This window comes from Acidimicrobiales bacterium (assembly GCA_016794585.1).
Classification (GTDB): domain Bacteria; phylum Actinomycetota; class Acidimicrobiia; order Acidimicrobiales; family DATDAH01; genus JAEUJM01.
Genome location: JAEUJM010000013.1, coordinates 201,416 through 216,979, shown reverse-complemented (window position 1 = coordinate 216,979; position 15,564 = coordinate 201,416). Strand labels below are relative to the sequence as shown.

The window sequence follows — 15,564 nt, the reverse complement described above, 5'->3', positions numbered from 1 at the left end:
AACCTCCAGCAGATGTGCCCGACGCTGTCCGAAGCCGAGTCGAAGCGCCTGTTGGCAGCGCACGGCGTGCCCATCGCCCCCGAGTCCGTCGTCGACGGCCCGGCCGAGGCCGTCGCCGCCGCCGAGCAGCTCGGCTTCCCGGTGGTGGCCAAGCTGTGCGGTGACGCCATCGCCCACAAGACCGAGCGGGGCCTCGTGCGCCTCGGGCTCGGCGACGCCGACGCGGTGCGGCGCGCCGCCGAGGAGCTGCTCGCCGCCGCCCGGCCCGACGACGGCGAGGTGGGCGTCCTCGTGGCACCCATGGTCTCGGGCAACCGCGAGCTGATCGCCGGGCTGCAGCGTGACCCGCAGTTCGGGATGACGGTGATGCTCGGGGTGGGCGGGATCCTCGCCGAGGCGCTGGCCGACGTCGCCTTCCGACTCGTCCCCATCGACCGCACCGACGCCCACGAGATGGTCGAGCAGCTGCGCACCCAGGCCCTGCTCGGCGAGTTCCGCGGTGAGCCCGAGGTCGACCGGGAGGCCCTCGTCGACGTGCTCGTCGGGCTCTCGGCGGCGGCGGAGGCGACCCCCCGGCTGGTGTCGGCCGACCTCAACCCGCTGATCGTCCACGAGGGCCGTCCCGTGGCGGTCGACGCCCTCGTCGAGCTCGACGGCACTCCTGAGGGGGGTGCGGCCTGATGGCGCCCACCACCGAGCAGTTCCGGGCCCTCTTCGAGCCCCGCGGGGTGATCGTCGCCGGCGCCTCCACCCACCCCGGCAAGTTCGGGTTCGTCTGCCTGCACAACATCCTGGCCGCGGGCTACGAGGGCCGGGTCTTCGCCACCAACCGGGACGGGGCCGAGGTCCTGGGGATCGAGTGCCTGACGAGCATCGACCAGGTGCCCGACGGGGCCGCCGACCTCGTGTTCATCTGCACCCCCGCCTCGACCAACATCGAGCTCCTCCAGGAGTGCGCCCGCAAGGGCGTGCGGGCGGCGTTCGTCGCCTCGGCCGGGTACGGCGAGGCGGGCGACGAAGGACGCGCCGCCGAGGCCGAGCTGGTGGCCGTGGCCGAGGAGCTGGGCATCCTGTTGGCCGGCCCCAACGGCCAGGGCGTCGTGTCACCGCCGTCGAAGCTGTGCGCGCAGATCGTCGCGCCCTACCCGCCGGCCGGCCACATCGGCGTGGCCAGCCAGTCGGGCAACTTCGTCTCCTCGTTCATGAACTTCGCCGAGCACAGCGGCATCGGCATCAGCCGGGCCGTCAGCGCGGGCAACTCCGCCGCCGTCACGGTGCCCGACTACCTCGACTTCTACGCCGACGACCCCGAGACCAAGGTCGGCCTCGCCTACCTCGAGGGCATCAACGACGGCCGCGCCTACTACGAGCGCCTGCGCTCGGTGGCCGAGCGCAAGCCCCTCGTCATCGTGAAGGGCGGCGCCACCGCCGGCGGGGCGCGGGCGGCCGCGAGCCACACCGGGTCGCTCGCCACCGACGACGCGGTCTTCGACGGGGCCGTCCGCCAGGCCGGCGTCACCCGGGCCGCCACGGTGGAGGAGGCCTTCGAGGCCGCGGCCACCTTCGCGACGCAGCCACGTCCCCGCGGGCCCCGCACGGTGATCTACACCACGGCCGGCGGGTGGGGCGTGGTCACCGCCGACGCCATCGCCCGCACGGACCTCGTCCTGCTCGACCTGCCCGACGACCTGCGCCGAACCATCGACACCAAGCTCCCGCCGCGCTGGAGCCGCAGCAACCCGGTCGACCTCGCCGGCAGCGAGACCCGTGACACCATCCCCGAGGTCATGGAGATCGTGGCCAGCCACGACGAGGTGGACGCGGTCATCTTCCTCGGGCTGGGCATCCAGGCGAACACCGCCCGCCTGGAGCGGCAAGGCCCCTTCTACCCGGGTCACGGCCTCGAGCGCATCGTCGACTACCACGAGCGCCAGGACGCCCGCTTCGCCCAGGCCGCGGCGGACATCTCGGCGGCCACCGGCAAGCCCATCCTGACCGCGACCGAGCTCGCCACCACCGACCCCACCAACGCCGGGCCCGCCGCGGTCCGGGCCAGCGGACGGCTCTGCTACGGATCGTCCAACCGGGCCGTCACCGCCCTGGCCCACCTGTGGCACGACACCCGTTGGCGCCAGCGCCGCGGGCTGCTCTGAGGCTGCCGCTCCCCGTGCGCCGTCTGATCCTGCCGCTCCTGCTGGTCCTCGTGGCCGTGGGTGCGGGCGTGGCCGCCCTGGTGCTCGACGCTGAGGCGGCCGAGACCCCGGCGGCCGCGGCGCAGGCCGGTCCCGTCACCCCGGTGCTGTCGGCCCGCCGGGTGCCCGACCTGGCGTCCCAGGCGGGGGCCGACAGCCGCCTCCGGGGCGCGCTGGACGGACTGGCCGGCGTGCTGCCCGCGGACAGCTGCCTCGTGGTCGAGGCGGACGGCCGGCCGATCGTCGCCCATCGCCCCGAGGAGGCGGTCACCCCGGCCTCCACGGAGAAGGTGCTGACCGCCGCTGCGGCCCTGGCCGAACTGGGCCCGGACCACCGCTACCGCACGCGGGTGGAGGCGTCGGCCGAGCCCACCGGCGGGGTCGTGGCCGGTGACCTCTACCTTGTCGGCGGGGGAGACCCGGTGCTGTCCACCGACGCGTACGCCGCCCGCTCACCCCAGCAGGACGCCGCCCGCACCCGTCTCGAGGACCTCGCCGACGCGGTCGTGGCGGCCGGGGTCACCCGGGTCGACGGCGGGGTCGTGGGCGATGACACCCGCTACAGCACGGCGCGGTACGTCGCCGACTGGCCGTCGCGCTACATCGACCAGAACCAGACCGGCCCACTCTCGGCGCTGTCGGTGGACGACGGCTTCGAGAGCTTCCCCACCGCGGACGACCCGGGGGCCCCTCTGCGGGCTTCGGCCGACCCTGCCGGTCGGGCCGCGGCCGTCTTCACCGCGCTCCTCCGCGAACGGGGGGTCGAGGTGGTGGGCGGGCCGTCCGCCGGCGCCGCTCCCGCCGAGACCGTGGAGGTGGCCAAGGTGCGCTCGAAGCGCCTTCCGCAGATCCTCGCCCAGCTGCTCACCTTCAGCGACAACCAGACCGCGGAGCTGGTCCTGCGCGAGGTGGGCGCCGCCCGCATCGGCGAGGGCACCACCGCCGCGGGCGCCGCCGCGGTCGAGCAGGTGCTCACCGAGGCCGGCACCGCGATCGGCCCCGAGGACGCGGTGGACGGCTCGGGCCTGGCCGAGACCAACCGCCTCACCTGCGCCACGCTCGTCGAGACCATCGAGGCCTACCCGGCGCTCGTCGACGGCTTCGCCACGGCGGGGGAGACCGGCACCCTGGCCACCTTCGCGGGGACCCCCCTGGAGGGCCGCATGCACGCCAAGACGGGCTCGCTCAACCACGTGCGTGCCCTGGCCGGCGTGGTCGACCTGCTCGAGGGCGGCGACCAGCTGACGTTCGCTTACGTCATCAACAACCCTCCCTTCATCGCCGCCGAGCAGGATGCGCTCCGGGGTCAGTTGGGCGCCCTCCTGGCGAGCTACCCCGACCGGCCCGCGCTGGCGGACCTGCTGCCCGTCAAGGTGCCCGGCCAGGGCGGGCGCGACACGGGCGTCGCCGCAACGACGACCACCGCCCCTGGCGGCAGCGCTCCGTCGACCACGAGCACCCCCGCGACCACCGGGCCCGGGGCCGGCTGACGGCGTGACCGCACCTGGGGTCGCGACGGCGCCGGCAGTAGCATCGCCACCCGTGCGAGCGTGGACCCGACTCACGTTCCGCGTCTGGCTCGCGCTGATCGGCGCCGGCGCGTTCGCGCTGCGGGCCGGGTACACGCTCTGGCAGCGGGGCAACGAGGCCCCCACCGGCGATGCGGTGTACTTCTACGGGCAGGCGCGCGCGGTGGGCGACGGGGTGGGCTTCATCGACCCGATCCTCCTCCAGGCGTTCGACCTGAAGCTCCAAGCCGCCCACCACCCCCCGCTCTACGTGGTCTACCTGGCCTTCATGTCGAAGATCGTCGGCACCAGCCCGCAGTCCCTGCGCCTCGCCTCCTGCCTGCTCGGGGCGGCGATGGTCGTCGTCGTAGGGCTGGTCGGTCGCCGCGTGGCGGGGGAGCGGGCCGGCCTGCTCGCCGCGGTGGTGGCCGCGCTCTACCCCAACCTCTGGGCCAACGACGCCCTCCTGCTCTCCGAGCCGCTGTACGGCGTGATGATCGCGCTGGTCCTGCTGGCGGCCTACCGCCTCTGGGACGACCCGCGACCTCGAGAAGCGGTCCTGCTCGGTGGTGCCATCGGTCTCGCCACCCTCACCCGGGCCGAGGCCCTGCTGCTCTTCCTGATCCTCGCCATCCCGCTGATCTGGCTGTGCCGACGCGTGGACCGGGTCGGCCGGGGCGTGCTCGTCGCCGTGGTCCTGGCCACGGGGGCGTTCGTGATGGCGCCTTGGGTGGGCCACAACCTCTACCGCTTCAACCAGCCGGTCACCCTGTCCTACGGGCTGGCCGGCGTGCTCACCCAGGCGAACTGCGACCAGACGTACTCGGGCGAGTACCTCGGCTACTGGCATCCCGAGTGCTCGTTCCTCGACGAGACCATCGGGCCGTCGGCGCAGCAGTGCCTGCGCACCCCGGCCAGGTGCGCCGAGATCTACGCCGAGCAGTTCGGCGACGAGTCGGACGCCGCGAAGCTCGGCCAGGAGCTGGGCGTGGAGTACATCAGCGAGCACCGGGGTCGCCTGCCCGTGGTGATGGCCGCCCGGGTCGGGCGCATGTGGGGCCTCTTCCGCCCGGGCCAGCAGGTCCGCATCGACGCGGTGGGCGAGGGCCGACCGTTGTGGGTGTCACGGACCGCCTTGATCACCTTCTACGAGCTGGTGGCGGTGTCCGCGGTCGGGCTCTGGCTGCTGCGCAAGCGCAAGGTGCCGATCCTTCCCCTCGTCTCCATGGCGGTGCTCGTCACCACCGTCGCCGCCCTCGCCATCCCGGTGACCCGGTATCGCGTCCCCGTCGAGGTGGCCATGGCCGTCCTCGCGGGGGTCGTGGCCGACCAGTGCATCACCTGGTGGCGCGCCCGTCGCCGCAGGCCGGATGGCCGCGGCCGCACCGCGGAGCCCGGAGTCGACTCGCCGTCCGCGTCCGACGCGCCCGAGCCGGCACGTGGCTGAGGGGCTCCGGCGCTTCGACGTCCGGCTGGCCATCGTCACCGGCGTGGCCCTCCTCGGGCGCCTCGTCTACGCCGTCGGCGTGCACGGCAACGACGCTCCCCGGGGTGACGGGTTCTACTTCCACCACCAGGCGGTGGCGCTCAGCCAGGGAGACGGCTTCATCAGCCCCATCCTGTGGCTGTACGCCGACGTGAACGTCCAGGCCGCCCACCACCCGCCGCTCTACTCGGTGTTCCTGGCCGTGCCCTCGATCCTCGGCTTCGACAGCCCTTTGGCCCACCGGGTGGTCTCGTGCTTCGCGGGGGCTGCGATGGTGGCCCTCGTGGGGCTGCTGGCCCGACGCCTTGCCGGAGGTGAGGGCCGTGGCGACCGCGCCGGCCTGATCGCCGCCGTGCTCGCCACGGTGTACCCCCTGTTGTGGGTGAACGAGGGCCTGATCCTGTCGGAACCGCTCTACGGCGTGGCCATCGCATTGGTGCTGTTCGCCGCCTACCGCGTGTACGACGAGCCGACGTGGCGCCGGGGCGCGGCGTTGGGCGCCGCCATCGCGCTCGCGGCGCTCACCAGGGCGGAGGCCTCCAACTTCTTGCTGTTCCTGGCGCTCCCGCTCGCCCTGCTCGTTCCGGCCTTGGCCTGGCGGAAACGCGTCGCGCTCGTCGTCGCCGCCGGCCTCGCGTACGGGGTCGTCGTCAGCCCGTGGATCCTGCACAACCTCGCGCGATTCGACGAGCCGGTCTTCTTGTCCTACGGCGCCGCCGGCGTGCTGCCCCAGGCCAACTGCGACCAGACCTACGACGGGCCGCTGCTCGGCTACTGGAGCGGCGGATGCGCGTTCCCGAGCAAGGAGGACATCCCCGAGTCGGGCGCCCGCGACCCGGACATGGAGGTGGTGGCCCAGCAGGGGCTCGAGTTCCTGGGTGACGGCGACGAGTCGGGCGCGGCCAACGAGGGCATGCGGCGCGGCCTCGAGTACATCGAGGCCCGTCCCGGTCGGGCGGCGGTGGTCTCGGCCGCGCGCGTGGGACGCATCTGGGGGGTCTACCGGCCCGGCCAGAGCATCGACCTCGACACCATCGTCGAGGGTCGGGGCCGGACGGTGTCGACGGTCGGTTTGATCCTCTACTACGAGCTGCTCGCGCTGGGCATCGCCGGCCTGGTGGTGCTGCGCCGCCGCGGGGTCCCCATCCTGCCGTTCATCAGCCTCGCTCTGCTCGTCACCTTCACCGCCGCGGTGGCGATCGGTGTCACCCGATACCGCTATCCGGTCGACCTGGGACTCGTGGTGCTGGCCGGCATCGCCCTCGACGCGGGATGGCGCTGGGCCCGGCGGCCCGCGAAGGGCGCGGCGGGAGCCAAGGGAGCCAAGGGAGCGAAGGGGGCCGTGGGCCGCACGGGCGCGAAGGGCGCGCCGGACGACTCGACGCCGCCCGCGTCCGACCGCCCGCACCGTCCCGAGGAGCCGGTCGGGGCGAACGCGTGAGCGCCCTCGACGCGACGGCGGCGCTCCTGGCTGCCGAGCACCCGGACCGGGAGTGCTTCCGCGACCCCGACTACCTGCCGTGGCTGTACGAGCAGAACCCGGCCGGCCCGGCCATCCAGGAGAGCGTCGACCGTCGGGGGGCACCGGTCTCCCACTTCGCCCTGCTGCCGCAGCGTTGGGCCCGCGGTCACGAGGTCGTCTCCTTCTGCGTCGGGGTGAACGGCGTCACGCGGGCCGGGTCGGGCGAGGCCCACTTCCTCGCCCTCCTCCGCCGGGGCATCCGGGAGATGGGCCGGCGGGGGGTGGTGGCCGGCTTCGGGGTCACCAACGCCTCCTCGACGGCGATGACGCTGACCCGCACCGGCATCGGCAACGTCGGGCCGCTCCCGGTCGTCGTGCGCCCTGCGCTGCCCGGGGGGAGCGGGGTCACGACCCGAGACGTCACGCCCGAGTGGCTCGCGGGTGGTGAGCTCGCCGAGCTGGTCCGGTCGTTCCCGCCTGCCGCCGAGGGCGGGTGGTCCCAGGCCTGGTCGCTCGAGAGCCTGCGCTGGCGCCTCGCCAACCCGTCGGCGCACTACCGCGTGCACATCAGCGACGAGGCCGTGGCGGTCACCACGCGGATGGTGCACCAGCACGTCCCCGTCTCGGTGGTGCTCAAGCTCTTCGCCCGGGGCGAGCGTCCGTCCCGCGGCGCCGGCGCCGCCCTCGTTGCTCGCGCCTGCCGGGTCGACCGGGCGCCCGCGGCGGTCTACGTCGGGTTCAACGACCGTGTGCCGTTCCGCGGCCTCGCCGTGCCCCGCCGCCTCCTGCCGTCCCCCCTGAACCTGCTGTTGTTCGGGGCGGACCGGGCGTCGATCGCCGTGGGAGAGGAGATCCAGGGCCTGCCCCAGGACGAGGTCACGCTGCGCTGCTTCGAGCTGCTGGACTTCGACGCGCTGTGACCGCGCCCCTCGACCCGCGAGGGTCGCCCGCCGCGGAGGACGCCGACCTGGCCGCCACCGCGGCCCTGCTGCGCCGCGAGCACCCCGACGCCGACCGCTTCGTCGGCACCGAGTTCCTCCACTGGCTGTACCGCGAGAACCCGCACCACCCGGCCATCGAGGAGGACGTGGACCGCAAGGGCGCACGGGTGGCCCACCTGGCCCTGCTCCCGCAGCCGTGGCGGGACCACGAGCGCTCGGCCACCTTCGTGCTCTCGGTCAATGCCGTCACCCGTTCCGGGCTCGGCAGCATGCACTTCGTGGCGCTCGCCGCCCGGGGCACCAAGCGCGCCATCGAGGCGCGCGACGAGCTCGGAGGGCTGATCGGCGGCATCGGGGTCACCAACGAGTCCTCCACCATGCCGGGCCTGCACCGCATCGGCGCCCGTCTGATCACCAGCCTCCCCGTCGTGGCCATCCCCCGGCGCCCGGCGCGACGCCGAGGCGTCGAGAGCCACGACGTGGACGACGCCTTCCGGGCGACCGGGGCCTTCGAGCGGCTCCTGCAGGGCCTCGACGAAGCCCCCGCACAGGGTTGGACCCAACGCTGGACCCCCGAGCACCTGCGCTGGCGCCTCGCCGCGCCGGGCGGCGGCTACGCCCTCCACGCCGACGACGACGTCGTGGCGGTCACGACTCGGGCGAGTGCCAAGGGGGTGCCGGTGGCGGTCGTCCTCAAGCTGCTGCCCCGCGGCGGCGCCCCCGGGCCGCGCTCGGCCAGGCGGGTGATCGCCGCCGCACTCCGCCACCACCGGGTGCCGGTGGCCGTCTACGCGGGGTTCAACGCCCACGTGCCGGTACGGGGCATCACCATCCCCAAGCGCGTCCAGCCGGCGCCGCTGAACCTGCTGTTCATCGCACGCGACGAGGCGTCGGAGTTCCTCGGCCTCGACCTCGGCGACGCCGGCCCGCAGGCGCCCGCCACGTTCGACACCTTCGAGCTGCTCGACTTCGACGCGTTCTGAACGATCTCCAGGTCCTAGCCTGCCTGCGTGGCCGTCCTGCCGATGTTCCCGCTGGGCTCGGTGCTGTTCCCGTCGCTCGTGCTGCCCCTCCACGTCTTCGAGGAGCGGTACCGGCGGCTCACCCGCGACTGCCTCGACGGCGACCGGGAGTTCGGGGTGGTCCTGATCGAGCGGGGGAGCGAGGTCGGCGGCGGTGACGTGCGCACCACGGTGGGCACCGTCGCCCGCATCGTCGAGGCCGAGGAGTACCCGGACGGCCGCTTCGGCATCGTCGCCGTGGGCGCACGCCGGATCGTGGTGGACGAGTGGCTCCCCGACGACCCGTACCCGCGTGCGGAGGTGCACGACTGGCCCGACGCCGAGGTCGACGAGGCGGCGGCCGACGCCGCCCTCGAGGCCATGGCGGCCCCGTTCCGTCGGGCCGTGGCCCTGAAGAGCGAGCTCGGCGAGAGCACGGTCCCCGCCACCATCGAGCTCAGCGACGAGCCGGGGGTCGCCGCCTTCCAGGCGGCCGCGGTCGGTCCGCTCGGGCCGCTCGACCAGCTCCGCGTCCTCGGCACCGAGGGGGTGCTGGAGCGCCTGGCCCTGCTCACCCGCCTGTTCACCGAGGAGGCCGAGGTGCTCGAGGCCCGCTTGTCGGGGTGAGTGGTCGGGGAGCCACGGGTAGGGTGGGCCGACGGGCAAGTCGACCGTCGGCGTGGGCCGACAAGCGAGGACTGGTGTGGCGAAGACGGGTGGGGCGAGCAGCGTGAACCGGCCAGGGTCCCGGCACGATCCGGTGAGCCAGGCCAGCGACATCAAGGACCTGCTCGTCGCCTACGCCAAGCAGGAGACGGTCGACCCGCTGAAGGGCCTCGGCCGCTTCGTCGGGTACGGCGCCGTGGCCATGCTGCTCATCGGCATCGGCGCCATCGAGCTCACCGTGGCCCTCCTGCGACTCCTCCAGACCGAGACCGGCAGCCCCCTCACCGGCAACTGGTCGTGGGTGCCCTACCTCATCACCCTCGTGGTCGCCTCCGGGGTGGCGTACCTGTCGGTCAAGGCCATCAACCGCACGAGCGACAAGAGGAACCAGCCATGAGCGACACCGCCCCCATCAGCCGCGACGACATCGAGGCGAAGTTCCGGGAGATCCAGGGCGAGGTCGACGAGGCCGGCGAGGCCGCCCGCAACTACGTGCTGGTCGCCGGCATCGTGGTCACCGTCGTGGTGGCGGCCGCGGCGTTCTACTTCGGGCGCCGCCGCGGCAAGCTCCAGAAGACCGTCGTCGAGATCCGCCGGGTGTGATGGGCGTCGCACTTCGCTTCCTGCGACGGGCAGGCATCGAGCGAGGCCTCTTCGAGGGTCGGCGGGCCTGGATGATCCTCGGTGTGTTCGCGTGGGGCCTGCACTTCCTGAACCGGGCCGCGGGTCGCAACGAGGTCGTCGTCTACCGCGAGGAGCTCGCTCCCGGCGAGAGCGTCGTCATCCGGCGCGAGGCGGCTCCCGCCCAGGGCGGCCGTCGCCGTCGTCGTCGCTCGTGAAGGTCCTGCTCCGCAACCCCCGGCGCGAGCTCGAGCTGCGCGGCCCGATGAGCGTGGTGGCGCTGCTCCAGCACCTCGAGCTGCGGCGCGAGGCGGTGCTCGTCATCGCCGGGGACACGCTCGTGCCTGCGGACGCGATCCTCCCCGACGACGCCGACGTCGAGATCCGCCCCGTCATCTCGGGGGGCCACTCGTGAAGTGCCGGGTGTGCCGCGAGCCGGCCGTCATCGACGTGCGCCGCCACAACGCCAACTTCTGTGTCGAGCACTTCGTGAAGCTCTGTCGCGACCAGACCGAGAAGGCCATCAAGGAGTGGTCGATGATCGAGCCGGGGGAGCGCGTCCTCGTGGCGGTCTCCGGCGGCAAGGACTCCCTCGCCCTGTGGGACGTCCTGCTCGACCTCGGCTACGACGTGAGCGGTCTCTACGTGGGCCTCGGCATCGGTGAGTACAGCGACGCGTCGGCCGATCACGCCCGCGCCTTCGCCGAACGGCGGGGCGCCGAGCTGATCGAGGTCGACCTGCCCACCGACTACGGCTACGACATCCCGGACGGCTCACGGGCCGCCCGGCGGGCGCCGTGCTCGGCGTGTGGCCTCTCGAAGCGCCACGTGTTCGATGCCGCGGCGCTGGAGGGGGGCTTCGACGTGCTCGCCACGGGTCACAACCTCGACGACGAGGCCGCGGTGCTGTTCGGCAACGTGCTGCGCTGGCAGACCGAGTACCTCGGACGCCAGCTCCCGGTCCTGCCCGCACGCGACGGCTTCCCCCGCAAGGTCAAGCCCCTGGTGCGCCTGGCCGAGCGGGAGACGGCGGCCTACTGCGTCGTGCGCGGCATCGACTACCTGGTCGAGGAGTGCCCCATGGCGGCCGGCAACCGCCACCTCGGCTACAAGGAGGCCCTCAACGCCATCGAGGCCACCTCGCCCGGCTCCAAGCACGACTTCTACTTCGGCTTCCTGGCCCGCGCCTCCGAGGGCTTCCAGGCCGAGGCCGAGGAGGACCGCGAGGCGCTGGCCGAGTGCCGGGTGTGCGGCGCCCCCACGCCCACCGAGGTGTGCGCCTTCTGCCGGCTCGTCGAGCGGGCGGGTGGGGAGCGACGGGAGCGGGCGGGTGGGGAGCGACGGGAGCGGGCGGGTGGGGAGCGACCGGAACGGGCGGGCGACCCCCAGCCGGTGGCCCTGGGGCGGCGGCCGTCGTGAGCCGCCCCTTCGCCGCCGGCGACCGCGTCCTGCTCATCGACACCAAGAAGCGCCGCTACCTCGTCACCCTCGCCGAGGGCGGCCAGTTCCACTCGCACGCCGGATTCCTCCCGCACGCCGAGCTGCTCGGCCAGAGCGAGGGCGTGAGCGTGCGCAGCACCATGGGCGCCCGCTACACCGCCATCCGGCCCACCCTGTCGGACTTCGTGTTCAAGATGCCGCGAGGCGCCCAGGTCATCTACCCGAAGGACCTCGGCCCCATCTTGATGCTGGCCGACATCTTCCCGGGCGCCCGGGTGCTCGAGTCCGGGGTGGGATCGGGCGCCCTGTCGATGACCATGCTGCGTGCCGGGGCCGACGTCACCGGGTACGAGGTGCGCGAAGACTTCGCCGAGCGGGCCCAGCACAACGTCGCCGCCTTCCTCGGCGAGGAGGGCGCCGACCGCTACCGGGTCGAGGTGCGCGACACCTACGAGGGCATCGACCTCGACGACCTCGATCGCATCGTGCTCGACCTGCCCGAGCCGTGGCAGGTGGTGCCGCACGCCGAGAAGGCCCTGCACCCCGGCGGCATCCTGGTGGCGTACACCCCGAGCATCCTCCAGGCCCGCCAGCTCCGCGAGGCTCTGGACGACTCGGCGTTCGGCATGGCCGAGACGCTCGAGGTGCTCAACCGCAGCTGGCACATCGAGGGGCAGTCGGTGCGCCCCGACCACCGGATGGTCGCCCACACCGGCTTCTTGACCCACGCCCGCCTCCTGACCGGCTGAGCGACGCCCGTGAACGCGCTGGACGTGGTGATCCTGGCCTGCATCGTCGGGGCCGCGATCGGCGGGTTCCGGATGGGCTTCGTGGCCCGGTCGACCTCCTGGGCGGGCATGGCGGTGGGGCTGGTGCTCGCCGCGGTGGCCCTGCCCCGCATCCTCGAACGGGTGCAGCTCGACGACCAGCTGCTGCTCCTGCTGGCCATCACCGTCCTGTTCGCCGGGGCGTTCCTCGGCCAGGCCGCCGGGTTGTTCATCGGCCGCCAGCTGAGCGTGGGCATCGAGACCGGCAAGGGTCGGGCCCTCGACCACGGGGCAGGTGCGCTCGCGGGCATGGCCGGGGTGATCGTGCTGCTCTGGCTCATCCTGCCCACGATGGCGGCGGTCCCCGGTTGGTCGGCGCGCGAGGCCCGGCAGTCCGCGGTGGCCGGCTGGGTGCACGACTCGCTCCCGGAGGCCCCCGACGCCTTCCTCGCGCTTCGCCAGCTCGTGGGGGAGGACCGCTTCCCCGAGGTGTTCGACGCCTTGCAGCCGGCACCCGAGGTCGGTCCGCCGCCGGCCGCCACCGGGATCTCCGCCGAGACGTCCGAGCGGGTCGTCCAGTCGACCGTGAAGGTCGAGGGGGTGGCCTGCGACCGGGTCCAGGACGGCAGCGGCTTCGTGGTCGGCGACGACCTGGTCGTCACCAACGCGCACGTCGTGGCCGGGGAGGAGAGCACCGAGGTCGAGCGCTCCGACGGCACGAGGGTGGCCGCACAGGTGGTGGCCTTCGACGCCGACCGTGACCTCGCCGTGCTCTCGGCGCCCGGCCTGGATCGCCCCGCCCTCTCCGTCGCCACCGCCGAGGTGGGCGACGTGGGCGGCGTCTACGGCCACCCCGGTGGCGGCCCCCTGGAGATCTCGCCGTTCGAGATCGCCCAGCAGGTGCGGGCGCAGGGGACCGACATCTACGACCGCGATCGCATCGAGCGTGACGTGTTCTTCCTCGCCACCGACCTCGCGCCCGGCGACTCGGGCTCTGCGCTCGTCAACCCCGACGGCGAGGTGGTGGGCGTGGCCTTCGCCATCGCCCCCGACCGCGACGGCGTGGGCTACGCCCTGAGTGACGAGGAGCTCCGGGCCGTGCTCGACCTCGACCTCGACGAGGTGGTGGACACCGGGCCCTGCCTCGCGTGAGGCGGCGGGCCGGGCCGGGCCCCGAACGCGAAGAGCGCCGGCCCCCGAAGGGACCGGCGCTCCTCGCAGAAGCTCGCGGTTGCGAGCCGATCTCACATCTCGATGAAGATGCACTCCCCGGGGCACTCCTCGGCGGACTCGATGACCGCCTCCTCCTGGCCCGCCGGCACCGCGGCGAGGCCCTCCGGGCCGCCCGGGTCCGAGAAGACCTTGTCGCCTTCCTTGACGTAGGCCAGGCCGTCGTCGAGGAGGGTGAAGACGTCGGGGGCGATCTCCTCACAGAGGCCGTCGCCGGTGCACAGATCCTGATCGATCCAGACCTTCATTGGGGGTGTCCTCTCACGATGTGGGGCCAAGGCCCCCAGACGTTTGCTCAGTGACCACACTCTAGCCCCTCCCCCCGATAAACACGGAAATCCCGTGCAATTTCGCCGTGCAATCGATCGGGTGGCCGGCGCCCCGTGTGAACGCACGGAGAAGCGTGCGCCCACGCTCCGTCGCTTCCGGCGACGGCCCGTGTATCGTCCGCGTGACACGAGCGAGGAGGTGGTTGCCGTCAGCCAGGACGAGACAGAACGACGCATCGCCTCGTTGGAAGCCGAGCTGGACGAGCTCCGCGCCGAGGCCACGACGGTCGAGGAGGAGGTCGTCTCGCTGCGCCGTCGGCTGCAGGAGGCCCCCAAGCGCGTCCGAACCCTCGAGGAGCGACTGCTCGAGACCAAGGGCCAGCTCGCCCAGGCGGTTTCGCAGAACGAGAAGCTGACCTACACCCTGCGCGAGGCGCGCGAGCACATCGCCACGCTGCGCGAGGAGGTCGACAAGCTCACGCAGCCGCCGTCGGCCTACGGGACGCTGCTGGGTCGCAACGACGACGGCACCGTCGACGTGTTCTCCGGGGGCCGCAAGATGCGCGTCGCCCTGCACCCCGAGATCGCCGAGCAGGAGATCGAGCGCGGCGCCGAGGTGGTGCTCAACGAGTCGCTCAACGTGGTCCTCGCCCGCAGCGGCGAAGTGACCGGCGAAGTGGTCACCCTCAAGGAGCTGCTCCCGGACCGCAAGCGGGCGCTCATCGCCGGCCGGGCCGACGAGGAGCGCGTGGTCGAGCTGGCCGACTCCCTGGTGGGCCAGCGCCTGCGGGCCGGTGACGCCGTGCTCATGGACTCTCGCTCGGGCCTGCTGCTCGAGCGCCTGCCCCGCCCCGAGGTCGAGGAGCTGGTCCTCGAGGAGGTGCCCGACATCTCCTACGAGGACGTCGGCGGGCTCGACGACCAGATCGAGCAGATCACCGACGCGGTCGAGCTCCCGTTCGTCCACCAGGCGCTCTTCGCCGAGTTCCAGCTGCCGGCGCCGAAGGGCATCCTCCTCTACGGCCCGCCGGGCTGTGGCAAGACCCTCATCGCCAAGGCGGTGGCGAACTCGCTGGCCAAGAAGGTGGCCGAGGTGTCCGGCGACTCCGAGGCCCGGAGCTACTTCCTCAACATCAAGGGCCCCGAGCTGCTGAACAAGTACGTGGGCGAGACCGAGCGCCAGATCCGCCTCGTGTTCCAGCGGGCCCGGGAGAAGTCCGAGGAGGGCTGGCCCGTCATCGTCTTCTTCGACGAGATGGACTCGCTGTTCCGCACCCGCGGCACCGGCATCAGCTCGGACATGGAGTCCACCATCGTCCCGCAGCTGCTGGCGGAGATCGACGGCGTGGAGACGCTGAAGAACGTCATCGTCATCGGTGCGTCCAACCGCGAGGACCTCATCGACCCGGCCATCCTGCGCCCGGGCCGCCTCGACGTGAAGATCAAGATCGAGCGGCCCGACGAGACCGCCGCCGCGTCCATCTTCAGCCGCTATCTGCTGAGCGAGCTGCCCCTCGACCTCGGCGAGGTGGACACCCTGGGCGGCGGCGACCCCGAGAAGGCCGTCCGGGCCATGATCGAGACCACCGTCGAGGAGATGTACCGCACCGACGAGCAGAACCGGTTCCTCGAGGTCACCTACCAGAACGGTGACAAAGAGGTCATGTACTTCAAGGACTTCTCGTCGGGCGCCATGATCGAGAACATCGTCCGCCGGGCCAAGAAGCGGGCCATCAAGCGCCTCATCAACGACGGTGACCGCGGCATCCGCGTCGAGGACCTCATCGCCTCCATCCACCAGGAGTACAAGGAGCACGAGGACCTGCCCAACACCACCAACCCCGACGACTGGGCCAAGATCTCGGGGAAGAAGGGCGAGCGCATCGTCTACGTGCGCACGCTGATCACCAAGGACGACGAAGACGCACGGGGCGGCCGGGCCATCGAGCGCATGGCGACGGGGCAGTACCTCTAGCGGTGG

General features: G+C 72.8%; 17 protein-coding genes. 16 read left to right on the top strand and 1 reads right to left on the bottom strand.

Annotated features, from left to right (window positions below; all coding sequences use genetic code 11):
* The first annotated feature begins 12 nt into the window (after positions 1-12).
* From JNK12_06680 to JNK12_06610, 15 genes are all read left to right on the top strand, one after another.
* The gene (locus JNK12_06680; protein ID MBL8775594.1) at positions 13-681 is read left to right on the top strand and encodes an acetate--CoA ligase family protein; all 669 of its coding nucleotides are present in this window, start codon (positions 13-15) and stop codon (positions 679-681) included.
* Positions 681-2,153 carry a CoA-binding protein gene (locus JNK12_06675; protein MBL8775593.1) on the top strand — a complete coding sequence of 491 codons (1,473 nt, stop codon included), beginning with the start codon at positions 681-683 and terminating at the stop codon, positions 2,151-2,153. Before JNK12_06680 ends, JNK12_06675 begins: the two co-directional genes overlap by 1 nt.
* Positions 2,154-2,167: 14 nt before the next feature.
* A complete protein-coding gene (dacB, locus tag JNK12_06670) occupies positions 2,168-3,682 on the top strand; it encodes a D-alanyl-D-alanine carboxypeptidase/D-alanyl-D-alanine-endopeptidase (protein MBL8775592.1) in 1,515 nt (504 codons plus the stop codon).
* Between the two features lie 52 nt (positions 3,683-3,734).
* Positions 3,735-5,147 (top strand): glycosyltransferase family 39 protein, encoded by a 1,413-nt coding sequence (locus tag JNK12_06665; GenBank protein ID MBL8775591.1) that lies wholly within the window; start codon positions 3,735-3,737, stop codon positions 5,145-5,147.
* A complete protein-coding gene (locus JNK12_06660; GenBank protein MBL8775590.1) occupies positions 5,140-6,627 on the top strand; it encodes a glycosyltransferase family 39 protein in 1,488 nt (495 codons plus the stop codon). The genes JNK12_06665 and JNK12_06660 overlap by 8 nt, the downstream gene beginning before the upstream one ends.
* On the top strand, positions 6,624-7,568 hold the full coding sequence (locus tag JNK12_06655) for a hypothetical protein (GenBank protein ID MBL8775589.1): 945 nt from the start codon (positions 6,624-6,626) through the stop codon (positions 7,566-7,568). The genes JNK12_06660 and JNK12_06655 overlap by 4 nt, the downstream gene beginning before the upstream one ends.
* A complete protein-coding gene (locus JNK12_06650; protein MBL8775588.1) occupies positions 7,565-8,572 on the top strand; it encodes a hypothetical protein in 1,008 nt (335 codons plus the stop codon). The genes JNK12_06655 and JNK12_06650 overlap by 4 nt, the downstream gene beginning before the upstream one ends.
* Before the next feature lie 27 nt (positions 8,573-8,599).
* Complete coding sequence (locus tag JNK12_06645; GenBank protein ID MBL8775587.1) at positions 8,600-9,217, top strand: LON peptidase substrate-binding domain-containing protein; 618 nt, start codon at positions 8,600-8,602, stop codon at positions 9,215-9,217.
* A gap of 133 nt (positions 9,218-9,350) precedes the next feature.
* Complete coding sequence (locus tag JNK12_06640) at positions 9,351-9,653, top strand: hypothetical protein (protein ID MBL8775586.1); 303 nt, start codon at positions 9,351-9,353, stop codon at positions 9,651-9,653.
* Positions 9,650-9,859: a hypothetical protein gene (locus JNK12_06635; protein MBL8775585.1), complete on the top strand. Its 210-nt coding sequence runs from the start codon at positions 9,650-9,652 to the stop codon at positions 9,857-9,859. The genes JNK12_06640 and JNK12_06635 overlap by 4 nt, the downstream gene beginning before the upstream one ends.
* Complete coding sequence (locus JNK12_06630; protein ID MBL8775584.1) at positions 9,859-10,095, top strand: hypothetical protein; 237 nt, start codon at positions 9,859-9,861, stop codon at positions 10,093-10,095. Before JNK12_06635 ends, JNK12_06630 begins: the two co-directional genes overlap by 1 nt.
* Positions 10,092-10,292: a MoaD/ThiS family protein gene (locus JNK12_06625; protein ID MBL8775583.1), complete on the top strand. Its 201-nt coding sequence runs from the start codon at positions 10,092-10,094 to the stop codon at positions 10,290-10,292. The genes JNK12_06630 and JNK12_06625 overlap by 4 nt, the downstream gene beginning before the upstream one ends.
* 8 nt (positions 10,293-10,300) lie before the next feature.
* A complete protein-coding gene (locus JNK12_06620; protein ID MBL8775582.1) occupies positions 10,301-11,296 on the top strand; it encodes an adenine nucleotide alpha hydrolase family protein in 996 nt (331 codons plus the stop codon).
* A complete protein-coding gene (locus JNK12_06615) occupies positions 11,293-12,066 on the top strand; it encodes a tRNA (adenine-N1)-methyltransferase (GenBank protein ID MBL8775581.1) in 774 nt (257 codons plus the stop codon). Before JNK12_06620 ends, JNK12_06615 begins: the two co-directional genes overlap by 4 nt.
* A gap of 9 nt (positions 12,067-12,075) precedes the next feature.
* The gene (locus JNK12_06610; GenBank protein ID MBL8775580.1) at positions 12,076-13,236 is read left to right on the top strand and encodes a MarP family serine protease; all 1,161 of its coding nucleotides are present in this window, start codon (positions 12,076-12,078) and stop codon (positions 13,234-13,236) included.
* A 92-nt stretch (positions 13,237-13,328) separates the two neighbouring features.
* On the opposite strand, the gene JNK12_06605 is transcribed toward JNK12_06610, so the two are convergent.
* Positions 13,329-13,562, bottom strand: a complete 234-nt coding sequence (locus JNK12_06605; protein MBL8775579.1) for a ferredoxin — start codon at positions 13,560-13,562, stop codon at positions 13,329-13,331.
* Positions 13,563-13,818: 256 nt separating this feature from the next.
* On the opposite strand from JNK12_06605, the gene arc reads away from it, so the two are divergent.
* Positions 13,819-15,558: a proteasome ATPase gene (gene arc / locus JNK12_06600; protein MBL8775578.1), complete on the top strand. Its 1,740-nt coding sequence runs from the start codon at positions 13,819-13,821 to the stop codon at positions 15,556-15,558.
* The last annotated feature ends 6 nt before the right edge of the window (positions 15,559-15,564 follow it).